The sequence below is a fragment of the Weizmannia sp. CD-2023 genome, from assembly GCF_036225245.1.
Classification (GTDB): Bacteria; Bacillota; Bacilli; order Bacillales; family Bacillaceae_C; genus Weizmannia; species Weizmannia faecalis.
In genome coordinates this window covers 84244-101785 of the sequence record NZ_JARTJQ010000028.1, presented here as the reverse complement: position 1 = coordinate 101785, position 17542 = coordinate 84244, and the positions used below count along the sequence as shown (strand labels likewise).

Below are 17542 nucleotides of genomic sequence, written 5' to 3'. Positions count from 1 at the left end.
GGGAGTGCGGTTTTTTCATCTTATTCATGCAAACATCTGTAGAATGTTTCCATGGCGGCTTTGTTATACGCCTGATAATGAAATTTTTCAAATTCCGGATGCTGGCGGGTGATCATGGCTTCCAACCCTGATTTTAACCCGTTAATGCTGTCTTCCACAAGCAGCCCGTATTTGCCGTCTTCAAGAACAGTACGATTTGCGACAATATCTGTTGCCACGATTTTCATGCCGAGCGTTAGCGCTTCAAGCAGCACCATCGGCTGGCCCTCATAATGTGATGACAGGACAAAGCAATCGCATTTTTTCATAAAAGGAAAAGGATTATCAAGCTGGCCCATTAGGAAAACAGAATCGCTTACGCCAAGTTCCAGAATCAGCGCCTGCAACTCGGTTTTTAAAGGCCCCTGCCCGAGAATATAGAGTTTGCTTTTCGGATGGTTTTTATGAAAATCGGCAAACGCTGAAATTAAATTGGCCTGCGCTTTTTCCGGAGAAAGCCTGCCCATGTTGACAAAATTGTAATGGCTGCTGTCCGGTTCGGGGACATACTGGCCATTTACTTCGTATCCGTAAGCACGCTCTACAAAGACGTTCCGCATGTTGACCCAGCCAATTTCAGACCCGTCCGCCTGCAGGATGCGGCCATAAGTCCCGGACGGGGTGGTAACTTCCCTGTCTATTGTAAAGGTTGCATTTCCCTTCAGCATATCGGGAAGGGCCATTTTTTCCGCGCCTTCCATCCCATATGGTTTGGACCAGATTACCGCATTTTTCTCATCCGGCAATACCCTGGCGATTTTTAAAACTTCAATGTCAGAGACGACAGATGAGCGTTTCAACGGGCTTAATGCGCTTGTATGAATCCAGCCGATTTTATTGTTTTTTAAATAAATGAGAGCGTAAACGCCCTGTTTTGTTTTTGCCAATTTCTTTACAGTTACAATCGCATCTTTATAGTTCGAAGCTTCTTCTATCATCCTGGCCTTATAATTCGGATACGGCTTGTTCCATATCGGTTCATTCGCTGAACCGGCCACTTTATAATATTTAGGCTTGCGGAGGTCAATTAGCCTGCGTGTCCGGCCGTCAAGATGGTTTAAAAACTCTCTTTTACTGTAATTTAGCGTTTGAATCAACTTTCTTAAAACAAGTATCTTGACCTTGCTGAAAATTCCCGTTTCCGGTCCAATCGTACACCGTCTAAAAATTGCAAGGCCTTTTTTATTAATCCAGCCGATCGTTTCTTTCTTTACAGAGAACCGGTAATAAGTTGAATGTTGTGTCTTGATTACCTGATCAATGGAAATCACGCAGTTTTTAAAATCAGAACTTGAAGTAATTTTTCTTGCTCCAGGTAATTTAAAAGGTTTACTCCATATCGCAATATTATTTGTTTCAATTATCCGTGCAAGCTTATTTACTTTTTTCTCTGCAATTATACTGTCAGGAAGAAGGGTTACTGCCTTTTTATGAATCCAACCAATTTCTTTGCCTTCGTAATGGAATCGGTAATACAATGCGTGTTTCACTGTTGATTTGGCTGTAATTAAAACCTCGGCATCCGCCATATCATTGGACAAAGATACTTGTGTTGCGCCTTCAATGGAAGGGAGCACCCGCCAAACCGGATAATCATTTACATTGCTGAGGAGCGCCCGTGCCTTAAACTTGGTAATTTTAGGCTCATCCGATTTTTCTTCTTCTGCATAAAGAATTCTGTCCGGATTAATGGAATTCAGGACGTAATCAAATTGATCATCATTTGCATACCGGCTTAAATTTTTCCGGTTGACTTCCATTGTTCCTTTGGAGACGCTGACCAGCTTATCAAATCTGTAGTATAGCGTGAACAAGCCTCTCAGGTTGATTCTGTGCGGGTGTTTCCCGTTGATTTCACGTTCACTATCTGAAAGCAGGTCGTTATGCATAAAGCAAATTTTTCTTTTCGCATCCGCAACGACCAGATACTTTGCCCAATAATAACTGTATCCACTGAAATCGATAATATAATCAAAATGGCTGTTGCCAAACAATCTCGTATGTTCCCTGATATAAGCACGCTCCGGAAAAATCTTTTTTCCGAGATTCCCACGTACGCCCCGGTTATATGTATATCTATCACGGTATACTTCGAATATACGGTAAAGCGGTACGCCCGGTTTAAAGATCATGCGTACATTTTGATTGATTTTGTAAATATTGTTCAGAACTTCTTTTGATTTTGGCTCACCGGTAAAACAGCTGACATCGTATTTTTCAAAATCAATATTGTTCATTAAGTTTAGGAAGGAGGTAGTAATCCCGTTATTCCGCATGCCCCCCGGATAAATCAGTATCCGTTCCTTTTTAACCGGCACTGCATTGACAATATGAAGAGGCAAAGGAGCTTGGTCGAAAATATACTGTACAATCCTTTCCGTCACTTTTCCGTCTTCATGGTTGGTAAAACGGCTCCTGAGGTTTTGGTAATTTGAAGCATATTTTTGGGATACCGTTTCGATGTTTTGAATGGCCTCAATCAATTGCTCGACGCTAAACAAGAGCGGGCCGGGCAAATCTTCATTTTTGAGATATTGTCCTCTTTCCTCGCTGTATACATCATAATCCCATGTATAAAATAATATGGGTTTTCCTGTGACCAGGTAATCGAAAAAGATACTTGAGTAATCCGTGATTAAAAGATCTGTTGCAGCAAGCAGTTCATTCGTGTCCATATAGTCAGGAACAAGCCGGCTTTGCAATTCAGGATATTTGGCTGCCTGCGTATACAAAAACGGATGGACTTTTACGAAAACGTTGTATTCATTTCCTGCCTCTTTTTCGACTCTGTCCATGTCAGAGATGATTTGCATCACATCGTTATTGGCCTTTGAAACACTTTTTCCTTTCCACGTCGGCGCGTAAAGGAGGTTCTTTTTATTGAAATCAACGGTTAATCCGGCGTCTTTTAACGCATTTTTTATGGTATCCGGATTTGTATGGAAGGTTAAATCAATTCTCGGATACCCTTCTTCGATAATTTTTCCGTCATACAGCCCTTCAAGCTTATAACTGTCCAGATACATTTTGGTCGTATGTTCATTCGGGCTCAGCAAATAGTCAGCACTCAGGAAATTTCTTAGCACGTTTTGCGACTGGGCCGGATTGCCCGGAATGTCAAAGCCCATGCTTTTCAATGGCGTGCCGTGCCACGTATTGATATAAACCTGACCTTTTTTCGGAGCGTAAAAAGATTGGAATGTTGAATTATTAATTAAATACGCACATGAGGCCAATTCCTTTAAATATTCCCTGGAATTACGCTGCACAAATTTAACGTTTGGATATTTTTTGTATTTGTCTATAACCGGCTGGAGCGATTGAAAATCCTGGATTGACCAAATATGGTTGTAATGTTGATAAGCGGGATTGTCAACCATATATTTAAAAATCGCATAAGGGCTGTCTGTCATACTTTTTCCGTCGCGGCTTTCGTAAAGAATGGTGTTTGGTTTTATCTGCAACCGGTCATAAAATTTTGCATATTGATTGGCACGCCGGTGGTTATCTTTAATGAGATATCGTATGATTGGCCCTGCTATAAACCTTAATCCTCGTTTTAAATCGTTTTTGTTCAACTGACGATGTCTCCCTTCAAAGAGATCTTCTACTGCAAATAGAACAAAGCTCCCCTTAAAATTTTATACCATATACATATTTATTTCCAAACGTACGTGAAAATTAATGGGGATTCATCAAAAAAGTATCCATTAAATCCTTTTCAAATAAAAATTTATACAGAAAAATAGCCCGGATTAAGATATCATTACCCGGGCATTTAACATGATTTATGATTTAAACATTACATTAAATATTTGCTCGCTTGCGTTTCCTTTATCGTACTGATTAAACATTTTTCTAAATGTATCAAGTTTTTCCCCGTATTTCGATCGGAATTCCTTCAAATTTAGAATTTCATCAATTAATTCATCATTTGTTAAACATACGGGTCCAGGCGCCTTTTCAATTAAGTCGAAATACATACCTCTCAGGTTGTCTCGATACATCTCCAGGTCATATGTGAAAAAGATCATTGGCCGGTCTAAAATCGCATAATCAAACATAACAGAAGAATAATCTGTAATTAACACATCGGATATTAAATACAGATCGCGTATATCATTATAACTAGACAGATCGTACAAGAAACCCTTAACTTCTTCCTCGTCAGGTAAATTTACTGCGTTTGCCACATAATGATGGAATTTTACCAGAAGAATGTATTCTTTGCTCAGTTGTTCTTTAAGCCGCAAAATATCCAATTCCAATTTAAATTTATTTCGAACCCTCCAGGTTGGTGCATAGAAGATGACTTTTTTGTCTGAAGGTATCCCAAGCGTGCTTTTTATCTCATTAATTCTTTCCGGCGTATTCTCATTAAACAGCTTATCATTTCTCGGATATCCGGAATTTAACACTTTGGCACGGTGTGCAAAGGCTTTTTCAGCGATATTGGCTACATAGTCACTTGGAACACATAAATAATCCCATCTCCTGTTTTTCTCTAAAAATTTTTCCATGTTCTTCCCAGGTTTTATTTCTCCTGGTGCATCGAGACCCAAAGTTTTTAATGGCGTTCCATGCATAGTCTGCAATTCTACTGCACCTTTTCGTTTTTGGTAAAAATCAGGAAAGTTAACATTGTTTACAAAATACTTGGCCCTTGCCATGTAATAGAAATATTTTAAAGAATGCATTCGGACTTTTTTTCCTTTTCCTTCTATATGGGTCAGAGGATTTTTTAGGCTCCAGATCGTCTCAAATTCCGGATAATGTTTGTCGATGTATTCATATAACGCTCTAGGATTGCATTCATAATTTTTGCCCCAATAACTTTCAAAAATAATCGTTTTCTTTTTCAAAGGCAAGAGTCTTACAAGCGGATAAAATATAGTCCGAAGTGCTTCTCTACGAAGCGCTCCCTTATCAAACCAACTCCATGTCGGTTTAATACTCAAACTTAGCGTACTATCCGTATTAAACTGATAAACCTTACGATCAATTGTTGCGGATTCAGTTTTTTTAACATTATCTGTGTAAATGACGAATTGCTCGGGCAGTGGCTTATCCTGAACGATTTTCAAATCAAACTTATCATGAATAAAAGTTTTTTCATTAAAGTCTTTTAACAGGTCAATATCAACTTGTAGTGAAGGAGTGTTCTCTTCATTTTGGCTCCATCTGGCAATGAAATTATGGCGTTCACTGTTATCTTTGGATGCAAACTGGATTTTAATGTCACTTACGGGTTCCTTCCAATGGATAGGTGGGGCAATGGATAATGAGACGTGACCTTCCGATAGCGTGATTTCCTGTAAATGTCCCCCATATTCCCGCGCTGAAAGGGTAAAGGAGCCGTCATGATTTGCGTGTGTTTTTAACTCTGCAAATCCAAGGTCCATTGGTTCAAATACGTTTTCTTTCATTATTAATAATGGCCGCTCCGAATCTCCGGTTAAAATGAGCGCCTTCCACTTATGGCCATAATTTTCTTCAGCTTGTAATGCTTCCACAGGAATACTGCATGTGAATTTACCTTGCTCAAAATAAACCGGATAATTTTGCCTTTCTCCAGTCCGCATGTTTCTTAGTATAAGCTCGTCTGGTTTCACTCCATCAGCCATACAAGTTAAATGAATGAGCCGATTATCTACTCTAACGTCTGTCACCTGGTATTCTATTTTTTCCTTGTGGATAATAAAATCCCAAGCCCCATTATAATGGGCGTACATCATTGTGGTTTCATTATTTGTATACCTTGGTCTTGGGTTTTTACCCTTTGCTGGCGAACCAACCCGGAATTCTCTTCTAATACCGCCAGCAGTTAAAATCGTTTGCACATAATATTGGCCTTCGGGCAGATCATTAAAAGGCGCTACATTAAAATTGATAGATAATTCAAACCCAGACCAGTCATAGTTAAACACTCTTTTTAGAGGACGAAATTTTTGATTGGCAGGAACACCGAATTTATAGGTACTGTTAGGGCGTTTAAAAATTTTTGTGTCCTGAATAGGTAAACGATCATCCGTTTCCTCATTGCATAAAAAGAATTCCATTGTAACATCTTTTTTGCGCGGGATATCCATTTTTTCGATAAAACAGTACCCTTTAATTTTTAATGTCATTTCTTCCCATTGTGCCTTGACCGTTCTTCGTTTCACTTTAAGATTATCATCAATTAACAAATAAGACTCAGGAACTAAATCTTTGTAAGGATAGTTTATATAATAGTGCCCGTTCTTTTTTATTAATTTACATTTTTTTAATTCACCATTTTGCTGAAGTTTTAGTAAATCTAAAAGTTTGTGGACATCCTTCTGTTTCACAAAATAATATTTCATCCGGTCTACAGGCCATAATTTGCTTATACTGATTTCATGCACAGTCTCCAAATAGCGTGAGACTTCATCTATATATTTTGAGATAAATGTGTCGTCAGCCTCAGTCAGTTTATTTAAATAAACTTTCAAATCAATGTTTAGGATTTTAAAGTCCTTTTCTTCTTTCAGTTCTCCTTCTATATGGTTTTCTTCAAAAAATTGGTTGAGCATCTCCACTGCCTTGAATCGGTCAATTAAATTGTTTATATCCGTCCTGCTCTGTGTAATAGACTGATCTCCCAGATCCCTTGATCTCCAGTAGTAAATAATATCATCCAAAACATCAACAGAATTCGCTAAATAGTGAGCGGGAAACGTAACGGGAATATCTTCATAAAGCATTCCCTCTGGAAATTTAAAATTATTGTTCATCCAAAATGATCTTCGGTATAATTTGTTCCAAGCTGTTGTATCATATATCAGTTCGTGATCCCTGGTAATATGAGCTTTTAACTTTGTTTTAAAGAAAACCTTCTGGTGCAGTGAGGAAGCATATCGTTTTTGGGAATTAAATCGCATTACATTTCCTATGGCCATGTCAGAACCCGTCTGTTTAACGGTTTTGTACATTTTTTCATAGGCTTCTTTGTCCACTACATCATCTGAATCAACAAAAGCAATATATTCCCCTCGCGAATGCTCAACTCCATAATTGCGTGCTTGTCCTAAACCGCCGTTGGGTTTATCGTACGCAAAAAAATTATTATATTGTTCAGCATAGCGGTGCATAATTTTTCCACTGTTATCTGTCGAACCATCATTCACCATGATGACTTCAATGTCCGTAAAAGTTTGTTGAACGAGGGAGTCTAAACATTCTTCCAGATATTGCTGTACATTGTAAATTGGAACTATTACACTGATTTTTGGCGCATCCATAGAATAAAAAACCTCTTTCTGTATTGTATCTTTCCGAATGAGGGATATATTATATTCTTTTAAGATAAATAAAATTTTCACAAAAGATCGGATCGGATGAAATGCACAATCCATCCGTAATTATAATCGAAATGCCATCCACTCTGCAACAACGTTATTTTTCCAGCCGGGCACCCCGTTTTACAACCATTCGTTCAAAAAAGGGGATTATTTGCTTTTTTGTTTATAAAGCAGATAATCATATGGTTTGCCCTCTACAATTTGGAATTGCTTTTTGATCAATCTGTAGTTTTGCTCCAAATATGGAACATGGAGGGGCCTTAAATTCAAACGCGATTTCCTTATGACCACAAACTTCACCTTTTTTTCCATAATATAACGATTTTGTGCTTGCATGTTTTCCGGATAAACTTTTGGGTCTATATTCTGCTTTTCAAAATATTTTACATTGGGAACTAGGTTTGCCGCCAAGTAAAAGCCGCCGTCCAAATCCCCGTAATTAAGCAGAGTTGGATTAGCTGTTTGATTGATCACTTTTGCAAAGGTCTGCTGAGCCGGTGGGAAACGAACAAAGAACTTGGATTCTTTAATATTTGAATTATATCCAAAACACAGAAGCAGGGACAAAAAAGCAGTCACAAATACTACATCCCAATTGACATGATTCAACACATTATAATCAAACTTTTCATAGGTGGATTGTAGATAATAGGCGATTGATATTAGTCCAAACATGATTATCGGAACGATGATTAAATAATAATAAGGATAGCTTCTTCCGCCAATATACACTCCTAAAATCAAAAAAGAAATCATGCTTGCCAGCAAATATTTTTGCAATTTGTGAACAAGATATTTGCGTGTAAACAAAAAATCAACGATTCCAATCATCATAATGAGTTTTGTTTCCCAATTTCTGTTAAAAAATTCCCCGAATAATACAGCACAATTAATTAACTTTCCAATAAAAGACAATTGAGACGGGTACATAAAAAGATTAAATCTTAAATAAACTTCAATTAAATCTGAGATAGCGTGATGTAATCCAAAATAGAAAAGCCATGGCACACAAGACAGGAATAGCCCGATGATTGTGAAGAATACAGCCCGCACTACATCCATCCATTTCTTTTGCACGATAAAAATAATGAATAAAGCAAAATAAAAGCCCATCCAGGCTCCTATCAAGGTAAACTTTATCCAAAAAACACATCCTGCCATGAACCCGTTGAGTAAATAAACCCACCATGAAAACGTAAAATCCGATTCTTTTTTCAAACGCTTTAGCACAAAATAGAAAAAGATAATTAAAAATGGAGTGACAAACTCTTCTGCACTATCCCCAAAACGAAAAAAGTTAGAGTTGAGGAAAAAAACCGGAAAAATTACTGTAACCAGCATGGATGGAAGCCGTTTTAAATACAGGTTTGAAATTTTTTGGATAAATATCAAATTGATAAACATAGCGGCGCTTTCCAAACAATATACACCTAAAAAAGTTTTGTGGGAAATGGTGTAAGCTATAGCATGCAGCGCGTATAATAGAGGGCCTTTTTGCTCAAACAGATCACGGTAAGGTACCAGCCCATTTGCCATCCCTTTCCCAACTGTAAAAAATGCGTTGGCGTCTACCCATTCATTGATCGCAAAAAGAGGAGAAGACTCTGTAAAAAACAGCATAAGCACAAAAGCATATAAAAATAAAAAAACTGCTATATAAAATGAAAACTTTTCTTTTTTAAACGCGATCTCCCTTTTCATAAAGTACGAGCCCCTTCATGCAACATGGTTATTATATTTTAATAAACGTACTCCCTCGAATAACAAATGAAGCCTCCCTATTCAAGAGGAAAATAAAGGCATCCGGCTATTAATCCAGTAAAAGTTTCAAGGCAAACCTTCTAATATAGCGGGCCTCTTTATATTGAAAATATGCTAGAATTTTGTGCGCAATCTAGCAATAAACAAGCTTGAACTATGCGCTTTTGTATTCATCTATCGCCAAAAAATCTATCAAACATAATGGTGTACTTTTTGACGGACAATTTCCTGATTACCAACATTTGAATCCTGTACCTGCATCAGCAAAATAAAAATCAATGGTGGACCGGGTATGAAGATTCAACTTGATTTTCTTTATACGTATTTTTTTCAATCGTATATCTTGGGCGTCTTTTTGTTTCCTTGAATATTTTTCCAATATATTCCCCTATAATCCCGATCGCGAGCAGTTGGACACCCCCAACAAGCCAGACAGATAACATAAGAGAAGTCCATCCGCTAATGGTATAAGAAAAAATCTTTGCACATAATGTATAAATTGCAATCACGATCCCAACAAATACAAGAACAAACCCGAGAAACGTGACAAAACGCACAGGTGCGATACTGAAAGATGTAATTCCGTCAAATGCAAATGCCAGCATCTTTTTTAATGGATATTTTGACTCTCCTGCAAATCTTTCTTTACGATCATAGTAAACCTTAGCCGATTTAAACCCTAAAAGTGGTATGATACCTCTGATAAAAATATTTTCTTCCTGATACTTAACAAACTCATCCAAAGCTCTCTTGCTTAGGAGCCTGTAATCTGCATGGTTTGGAACCAGGTTTACGCCTAATTTTCCCATCAGCTTGTAATAAAAAAGGGCTGTATTTCTTTTGAAAAAAGTGTCGGTGTCCCTTTTATCCCTTACTCCATATACAATTTCATAACCTTCATTAAACTTATCGATAAACATCTCGATGGCATCCACATCATCCTGCAAATCCGCATCGATGGAAATGACACAATCCGAAAAATCTCTTGCTGTCTCTAATCCAGCTATTAAAGCTCCCTGATGGCCGAAATTCCTGCTTAACTTAAGTCCTTGAACATAAGCATTTAAATCTGTTAATTTTTCAATAACTTCCCAAGTGCTATCTTTACTTCCATCATCAACATATAAAATAATACTTTTACTGTTTATTTTATTTTTTACAACTAATTTATCCAGCACTCTCGTTAATTCTTGCGTTGTTTTCTCAAGCACAAGTTCTTCGTTATAACAAGGAACCACAATTGTTAGCATCGGCAAATTATTACTCATACTTTACACTCCTATTAGTGGAAAATAAGATTTCCAACTATATAATCCGAAAGAAACATTGCCACTCTGTTTCCTATTGAGATAAATAGTAAACATGCAAAAGTCGTATTAAAAATATGAAAGATCCCTTTATCAGGAAATCCCTGTCCTCTACGTATAAAAAATAAAAACTCAGTCACATTCCGGCCTGAATTCAAGTCTAAAAAGATATCCCAAAAGGGTGAATTCCGGCCACATCCGCGCGCTTCTCATACTCCTGCAAACTCACCCATACATTCTTCCCTTTTTTTCGTCCTGTTCACGCAAATACTGTACCAGATCGCGGCTGGAGTGGCCGGCAGAGTATGTATTCCAGGTTCTTGAAAATGCTTCAATACTTCCCGCATCAAAAGAACCATTTTTAATCAAACCAATAATTTCTGCCGTCGTACACGCAATCGGCCCGGGGACAAGCCGGTCATACGGTTCCCACAACCCCCGTGTGGCCTGATAGCTTTCCAGATCATACGGATAAAAGATCATCGGGCGGCCTAATAGGGAAAACTCAAAAGGAACAGAAGAATAATCCGTGATCAAGTAATCCGTTACCACCAATAATTCGTTGATATTCATATCATGCGGGCAGTCCACTACAAAATCAGGATACTGCAGCAGCCCTGCCCCTTTGTTTACAGCCGGATGAAATTTCACAGCGAAAATATACTCATCCTTCAATGCATCATAAAGCCGGCCCCAATCAAGCGGCGCTTCAAAATGATCCGGATGCTGGTCCCTGAAAGTCGGAGCATACAAGATCACTTTTTTCTTTTGAAAGGCAGGATACCGTTTGTACAGCTCCCTCTTAATGTCCCGGATCCTGTTTTGGTCAAAAAAAAGATCGGTCCGTGGTATGCCTGTGCAAAGAAAATTTTCAGGAGGAAGCCCGAAAGCCCTCATAAAAATATGCTTCATTTTTTCAGACCCCACCACTACCCGGTCAAAATGGGCATACACTTTTTTAAACCGCTTCAATGCACGCTTGCCCCTCGTGCGGATCGTTTTGTCTTCAAGGCCAAACGTTTTAACAGCCCCTGCTGCATGCCAGAGCTGGATGCACTCCACCCCTTTTTTAAACCGGGCGGCAGCCAGGAAACCATAATAATTATCAACAATCACAAATTTCGATGTCGCAATGTTGTATATGCTGCGGATAAAATGCTGCAAATTTTTCATTTCAAACAGAAATACCTTCTCTTGCCGGACGGTTTCCGCAACACGGCGATAGCAGGAAGAAGTACAAACGAACACTACCTGAAAAGGATCGGGATGCTTTTTCAATTCCTCATACACATATAAACTGTTCTGCTCAAATGAAACGACAAATGTGATTTTCCTTTTCAAAGGAAAAATTTTACACAATGTAAACAGCACACGAAAAAGCAATAAGTATAAGGAAATGAACAGTTCCCTAACCATTTTTCACAGAGAAGAGGTCCTTCTTAATTTTTGACGTAGAGATGCCGACCGTTCGCGGCAGGTAAACCACTTCGCAATAATCCTTCAGAAAATCAAATTTGCCTTTCCAGTCATCGCCCATCACGAAAACATCGACATTGTATTTTTTGATATCGTCTATTTTTTGTTCCCACGAATGTTCCGGTATGACCTGGTCAACGTAACGGATCGCTTCCAAAATTAATTTCCGGTTTTCATAGCTGTGGTACGATTTTTTATTTTTGATTTCGTTAAATTCATCCGATGAAAGGCCGACGATTAAATAGTCGCCTAATGCTCTTGCGCGTTTCAGTAAATTGATATGCCCCCAATGGAGAAGGTCAAATGTTCCGTATGTGATTACTTTTTTCATACAGTTCTCTCCCTGCTAAATGTAATAGGCAACATTCCTGCACAATGCGACACTTTTCATTATTTTTCCCTAATCTTTACTCATTATATGTCTATTTCAAGCAGAATTCAAATACTTCTTCAAGAAGCGGGCGCCGGGTTTTCCCCTATGTAAGAGGGTCCCTCCCACAAGCGGGGAGGAACGCCATACAGTGAGCACGCCACGTAATAGAAAAAATGGCCAAAAGACACCGTACATCCCGCATTCAGTTATTCATCCGGCAGGGCAGGAGGTAGAGAAACGCGGGCGTCCGGGACTTTAGGCGCGAACACAGCCAGAGTCGCACTTATGAAAAAACAAAAAGCATGCCTCAGCGCGCCAGGTTTTCTATTTCTTTTTCCATTCTTTCCCGGTCGCGTTCCAACACCGGTTTCAAATATTTTCCGGTGTAGGAGGTTGGGTGTTCCGCAACTTTTTCCGGCGTACCGGTAGCAACTACGGTTCCGCCGCCATCTCCGCCTTCCGGTCCGAGGTCAATGATATAGTCGGCGGTTTTGATGACATCGAGGTTATGCTCGATCACAAGCACCGTATCGCCGTTTTCCACCAGCCGCTGCAGCACATCAAGCAGTTTGGCAATATCATGGACGTGAAGGCCGGTTGTCGGTTCATCCAAAATATAGAAAGAACGGCCGGTCGAACGCCGATGCAGTTCAGATGCGAGTTTCACGCGCTGCGCTTCGCCGCCGGACAGAGTTGTTGCCGGCTGACCGAGCTTGACGTAACCAAGGCCGACATCCGCGATGGTCTGCAGTTTCCGCCTGATTTTCGGAATGTTTTCGAAAAAGGAAATCGCATCTTCCACCGTCATATCGAGTACATCAGCAATATTTTTGCCTTTGTATTGAACTTCGAGCGTTTCGCGGTTGTACCGTTTGCCGTGGCATACTTCACACGGTACGTACACATCCGGCAAAAAGTGCATTTCAATTTTGATAATCCCGTCGCCGTGGCAGGCTTCACACCGGCCGCCCTTGACGTTAAAGCTGAACCGCCCTTTTTTATAGCCGCGGATTTTTGCTTCGTTCGTGGAAGCAAACACGTCGCGGATATCATCGAACACGCCGGTATAGGTCGCCGGGTTGGACCGCGGCGTCCTGCCGATCGGGGACTGGTCGATGTCAATGACTTTGTCGAGATGTTCAATACCCTTGATTTCTTTGTAAGCGCCCGGTTTTGCTTTTGCACGCTGCAATTTTTGGGCAAGCGCCTTATGCAAAATTTCATTGACAAGCGTGCTCTTTCCGGAGCCGGAGACGCCGGTTACAGCAATAAACAGGCCGAGCGGGAATTTTACATTGATGTTTTTTAAATTATTTTCTTTCGCGCCCCTGATTTCAACAAAACGGCCGTCCCCTTTCCGCCGTTCAGGCGGGAGCGGGATAAATTTCTTTCCGGATAAATACTGGCCGGTGAGTGAATCCGGATTTTTCATCACCTCGCGCGGCGTGCCGGCAGCAACAACCTTTCCGCCATGGACGCCTGCTCCCGGGCCGATGTCAATCAAGTAGTCTGCGGCAAGCATGGTATCTTCGTCGTGTTCGACAACAATAAGCGTATTGCCGATATCAGCCATTTGCCTGAGCGTTGCAATCAGGCGGTCATTGTCGCGCTGATGGAGGCCGATCGACGGTTCATCAAGAATGTATAAAACGCCTGTAAGCCTCGATCCGATCTGCGTCGCAAGCCGGATGCGCTGGGCTTCGCCGCCGGAGAGCGTGCCGGCAGAACGGCTCAGCGTCAAATAATCGAGGCCGACATTGACGAGAAAACCGAGCCGGGATTCGATTTCGCGCAGGATCAGCCGGGCGATCGCCTGCTCTTTTTCCGTCAATTCGAGATGGGCAAAAAAGGAGCGGGCTTCCGCGATCGAGTAATCCGTCACTTCACTGATATGTTTCCCGCCCACTTTCACAGCAAGGCTTTCCGGTTTCAGACGGTAACCTTTGCATTTCGGGCATGGCTGCTGAGCCATATATTTTTCCATCTGCTCGCGCGTAAAATCGGAACTGGTTTCGCGGTAACGGCGTTCGATATTGTTCAGTACGCCTTCAAATTGAATCATATTGTCGCGCACCTGGCCGAAATCATTTTCATAATGGAAATAAATCCGTTCATTGCCGGATCCGTATAAAATGATCTCCATCTGATGCTTTGGCAAATCTTTTACAGGCGTGTCCATGTCAATGCCAAAATGCTCGCACACCGCTTTTAAGAGCTGCGGATAATATTGTGAGCTGATCGGTTCCCACGGGGCGATCGCGCCTTCATTGAGCGTAAGTGAGGCGTCCGGAATGACAAGGCTTGGATCCACTTCAAGCTTTGCCCCGAGCCCGTCACATTCCGGGCAGGCGCCGAACGGGCTGTTGAACGAAAACATGCGCGGTTCCAGTTTGTCGATCGAAAAGCCGCAAATCGGGCAGGCAAGGTGCTCGCTAAACAGCAGTTCCTCTTCCCCGATCACATCAATTACCACGCGCCCGTCCGCCAATTTCAGCGCTGTTTCAAGCGAATCGGCCAGGCGGGGCTCAATTCCGTCTTTTACGACAATACGGTCAACAACGATATCAATGGAATGTTTTTTGTTTTTGTCCAGCTCAATTTCTTCGCCGAGGTCAAGCATTTCCCCGTCAATGCGGACACGGACGAAACCCTGTTTCTTAATATCATCCAGCAGTTTCACATGCCGGCCTTTTTTCCCCGATACCACCGGGGCAAGCACCTGGAGCCGTGTCCGTTCCGGGTATGCCATGATCCGGTCCACCATTTGTTCGACCGTCTGCGAAGCAATTTCAATGCCATGGTTCGGGCAGATCGGGTGGCCGACGCGGGCATACAGAAGCCGCAAATAATCATAAATTTCTGTTACCGTCCCGACGGTGGAACGCGGATTGCGGCTCGTTGTCTTCTGGTCGATGGAGATTGCCGGGGAAAGGCCTTCAATCGCATCCACATCCGGCTTGTCCATCTGCCCTAAAAATTGCCGGGCATAGGCGGACAGCGATTCAACATAGCGCCGCTGCCCTTCCGCATAAATCGTATCAAATGCGAGCGAAGATTTTCCGGACCCGGACAATCCCGTCAGCACAACAAGCTGGTCCCGCGGCAAGGTTACATCAATATTTTTTAAATTATGGACGCGGGCCCCTTTTACTTCAATTTTATCTAATACCATTGTGGTCGTCACCTGCTTTCAGTTCTAAAAGGGCATCACGGTACCGGGCGGCCTGCTCGAAGTCAAGCGCTTTTGCCGCTTCTTTCATCTTTTCTTCCAGTTCTGCAATCATCCGTATGCGTTCTTCTTTCGTCAGCGGCTTTTTCGTTTCTTCCGCTTCATACGGCGTTGCATCTTCCGCCGCATAGGTCGCGTGGATCGTATCGCGGATATCTTTTTGGATCGTTTTCGGCGTGATGCCATGTTTTTTGTTATAGGCTTCCTGGACGGTACGGCGCCGTTTCGTTTCGCTGATCGCTTTTTCCATCGAATCCGTGATTCTGTCGGCGTACATGATCACTTTGCCGTTTGCATTCCGGGCGGCGCGGCCGATCGTCTGAATCAGTGACCGTTCGGAACGCAGGAAGCCTTCCTTATCGGCATCGAGAATGGCAACAAGCGACACTTCCGGGATGTCCAGCCCTTCCCGGAGCAGGTTGATGCCGACAATACAATCATATTTGCCAAGACGGAGGTCGCGGATAATTTCAATCCGTTCGAGCGTTTTTACTTCGGAGTGGAGATACTGGACTTTAATGCCCACTTCTTTCAAGTAGTCCGTTAAATCTTCCGCCATTTTTTTCGTCAGTGTCGTGACAAGCACGCGCTCATTTTTTTCAATCCTGTCCTGAATTTCCCCGAGTAGGTCGTCGATTTGCCCTTCGATCGGCCGCACCTCAATTTCCGGATCCAAAAGGCCTGTCGGGCGGATAATTTGTTCCACCATTTTCGGCGTATGCTCAAGTTCATACGGCCCCGGTGTAGCGGATACGCAAATCATTTGCGAAATATGTTTTTCAAATTCCTCAAACCGGAGCGGCCGGTTGTCAAGCGCAGACGGCAGCCGGAACCCGTGGTCGACGAGCACCTGCTTGCGCGCCTGGTCCCCATTAAACATTCCCCTGATTTGCGGGAGCGTAACATGGGATTCGTCAATGACGAGCAGAAAATCTTTCGGGAAATAGTCCAGAAGCGTATACGGCGTCGAACCGGGCGGGCGCAGCGCCAAATGGCGGGAATAGTTTTCAATCCCGGAACAAAAGCCCATTTCCCGCATCATTTCCAGATCATAGCGCGTTCGCTGTTCGAGCCGTTGCGCTTCGAGCAGTTTACCGTTATCGCGGAGCTCTTTCAGCCGTTCTTCAAGTTCCGCTTCAATATTCCGGATCGCAATCTGCAGTTTCTCATTGCGCGTAACGAAGTGGGAAGCCGGGAAAATCGCCACATGGTCGCGGTCACCGATAATCTCGCCGGTCAGCGCGTCGACTTCGCGGATCCGGTCAATTTCGTCACCGAAAAACTCGACACGAATGCAGTGTTCATCGCGCGAAGCCGGGAAAATTTCGACGACATCGCCGCGCACACGGAACGTCCCGCGCTGGAAGTCAATATCATTGCGGGCATACTGGATATCGACAAGCCGCCGCAATAACTGGTTCCGCTCGATTTCCATCCCGGTCCGGAGCGAGACGACAAGCTCGCGGTATTCTTCCGGCGAACCTAAGCCGTAAATACAGGAGACGCTCGCAATAATAATGACATCATTGCGCTCAAACAGGGCAGACGTTGCCGAGTGCCGCAGTTTGTCAATTTCATCATTAATGCTTGCATCTTTTTCAATATACGTATCGGTTTGCGGCACGTACGCTTCAGGCTGGTAATAATCGTAATAACTGACGAAATACTCTACTGCATTGTTCGGGAAAAACTCCTTAAACTCGCTGTACAATTGCCCGGCCAGCGTTTTGTTGTGGGCAATGACAAGCGTCGGCTTATTCACTTCTTTAATCACATTCGAAACCGTAAACGTTTTTCCCGTTCCGGTCGCCCCGAGCAGTGTCTGAATCTTTTTGCCTGCACGGATGCCGTCCACAAGCTGGCGGATCGCTTCCGGCTGGTCCCCCTCCGGCTTGTATTTCGAAACAAGTTCAAAAGCATGCTGTTCCATCCATGAGCCTCCTTAAACCGGCATCATCTATTTCAACCTTAAAAGGCCGTTCTTCGTCTTTCAGTCTTTTTATTTTAACATAAATCCTGCCCCGTCTCCAACAAA

At 42.2% G+C, this 17542-nt stretch carries 8 protein-coding genes; all 8 read right to left on the bottom strand.

Annotated elements, in window-relative coordinates:
- Window positions 1-20: 20 nt before the first annotated feature.
- Complete coding sequence (locus P9687_RS03740; protein WP_168985930.1) at window positions 21-3617, bottom strand: CDP-glycerol glycerophosphotransferase family protein; 3597 nt, start codon at window positions 3615-3617, stop codon at window positions 21-23.
- Between the two features lie 210 nt (window positions 3618-3827).
- Window positions 3828-7301: a bifunctional glycosyltransferase/CDP-glycerol:glycerophosphate glycerophosphotransferase gene (locus P9687_RS03735; protein ID WP_168985929.1), complete on the bottom strand. Its 3474-nt coding sequence runs from the start codon at window positions 7299-7301 to the stop codon at window positions 3828-3830.
- 207 nt (window positions 7302-7508) lie between these two features.
- Window positions 7509-9062, bottom strand: a complete 1554-nt coding sequence (locus P9687_RS03730) for a hypothetical protein (RefSeq protein WP_168985928.1) — start codon at window positions 9060-9062, stop codon at window positions 7509-7511.
- A 335-nt stretch (window positions 9063-9397) separates the two neighbouring features.
- On the bottom strand, window positions 9398-10390 hold the full coding sequence (locus P9687_RS03725) for a glycosyltransferase family 2 protein (RefSeq protein ID WP_017551695.1): 993 nt from the start codon (window positions 10388-10390) through the stop codon (window positions 9398-9400).
- Window positions 10391-10654: 264 nt separating this feature from the next.
- Complete coding sequence (locus tag P9687_RS03720; RefSeq protein ID WP_308927687.1) at window positions 10655-11845, bottom strand: CDP-glycerol glycerophosphotransferase family protein; 1191 nt, start codon at window positions 11843-11845, stop codon at window positions 10655-10657.
- On the bottom strand, window positions 11838-12236 hold the full coding sequence (gene tagD / locus P9687_RS03715) for a glycerol-3-phosphate cytidylyltransferase (RefSeq protein WP_013858674.1): 399 nt from the start codon (window positions 12234-12236) through the stop codon (window positions 11838-11840). Before tagD ends, P9687_RS03720 begins: the two co-directional genes overlap by 8 nt.
- Before the next feature lie 349 nt (window positions 12237-12585).
- Window positions 12586-15450 (bottom strand): excinuclease ABC subunit UvrA, encoded by a 2865-nt coding sequence (gene uvrA / locus P9687_RS03710; protein WP_014095837.1) that lies wholly within the window; start codon window positions 15448-15450, stop codon window positions 12586-12588.
- A complete protein-coding gene (uvrB, locus tag P9687_RS03705; protein WP_014095838.1) occupies window positions 15437-17437 on the bottom strand; it encodes an excinuclease ABC subunit UvrB in 2001 nt (666 codons plus the stop codon). Before uvrB ends, uvrA begins: the two co-directional genes overlap by 14 nt.
- Window positions 17438-17542: the final 105 nt, after the last annotated feature.

Coding starts and splice junctions, on each gene's coding strand:
- P9687_RS03735 (WP_168985929.1), bottom strand. CDS start 7,301: ATGGATGCGCCAAAAATCAGTGTAATAGTTCCAATTTACAATGTACAG.
- P9687_RS03730 (WP_168985928.1), bottom strand. CDS start 9,062: ATGAAAAGGGAGATCGCGTTTAAAAAAGAAAAGTTTTCATTTTATATA.
- P9687_RS03725 (WP_017551695.1), bottom strand. CDS start 10,390: ATGAGTAATAATTTGCCGATGCTAACAATTGTGGTTCCTTGTTATAAC.
- P9687_RS03720 (WP_308927687.1), bottom strand. CDS start 11,845: ATGGTTAGGGAACTGTTCATTTCCTTATACTTATTGCTTTTTCGTGTG.
- tagD (WP_013858674.1), bottom strand. CDS start 12,236: ATGAAAAAAGTAATCACATACGGAACATTTGACCTTCTCCATTGGGGG.
- uvrA (WP_014095837.1), bottom strand. CDS start 15,450: ATGGTATTAGATAAAATTGAAGTAAAAGGGGCCCGCGTCCATAATTTA.
- uvrB (WP_014095838.1), bottom strand. CDS start 17,437: ATGGAACAGCATGCTTTTGAACTTGTTTCGAAATACAAGCCGGAGGGG.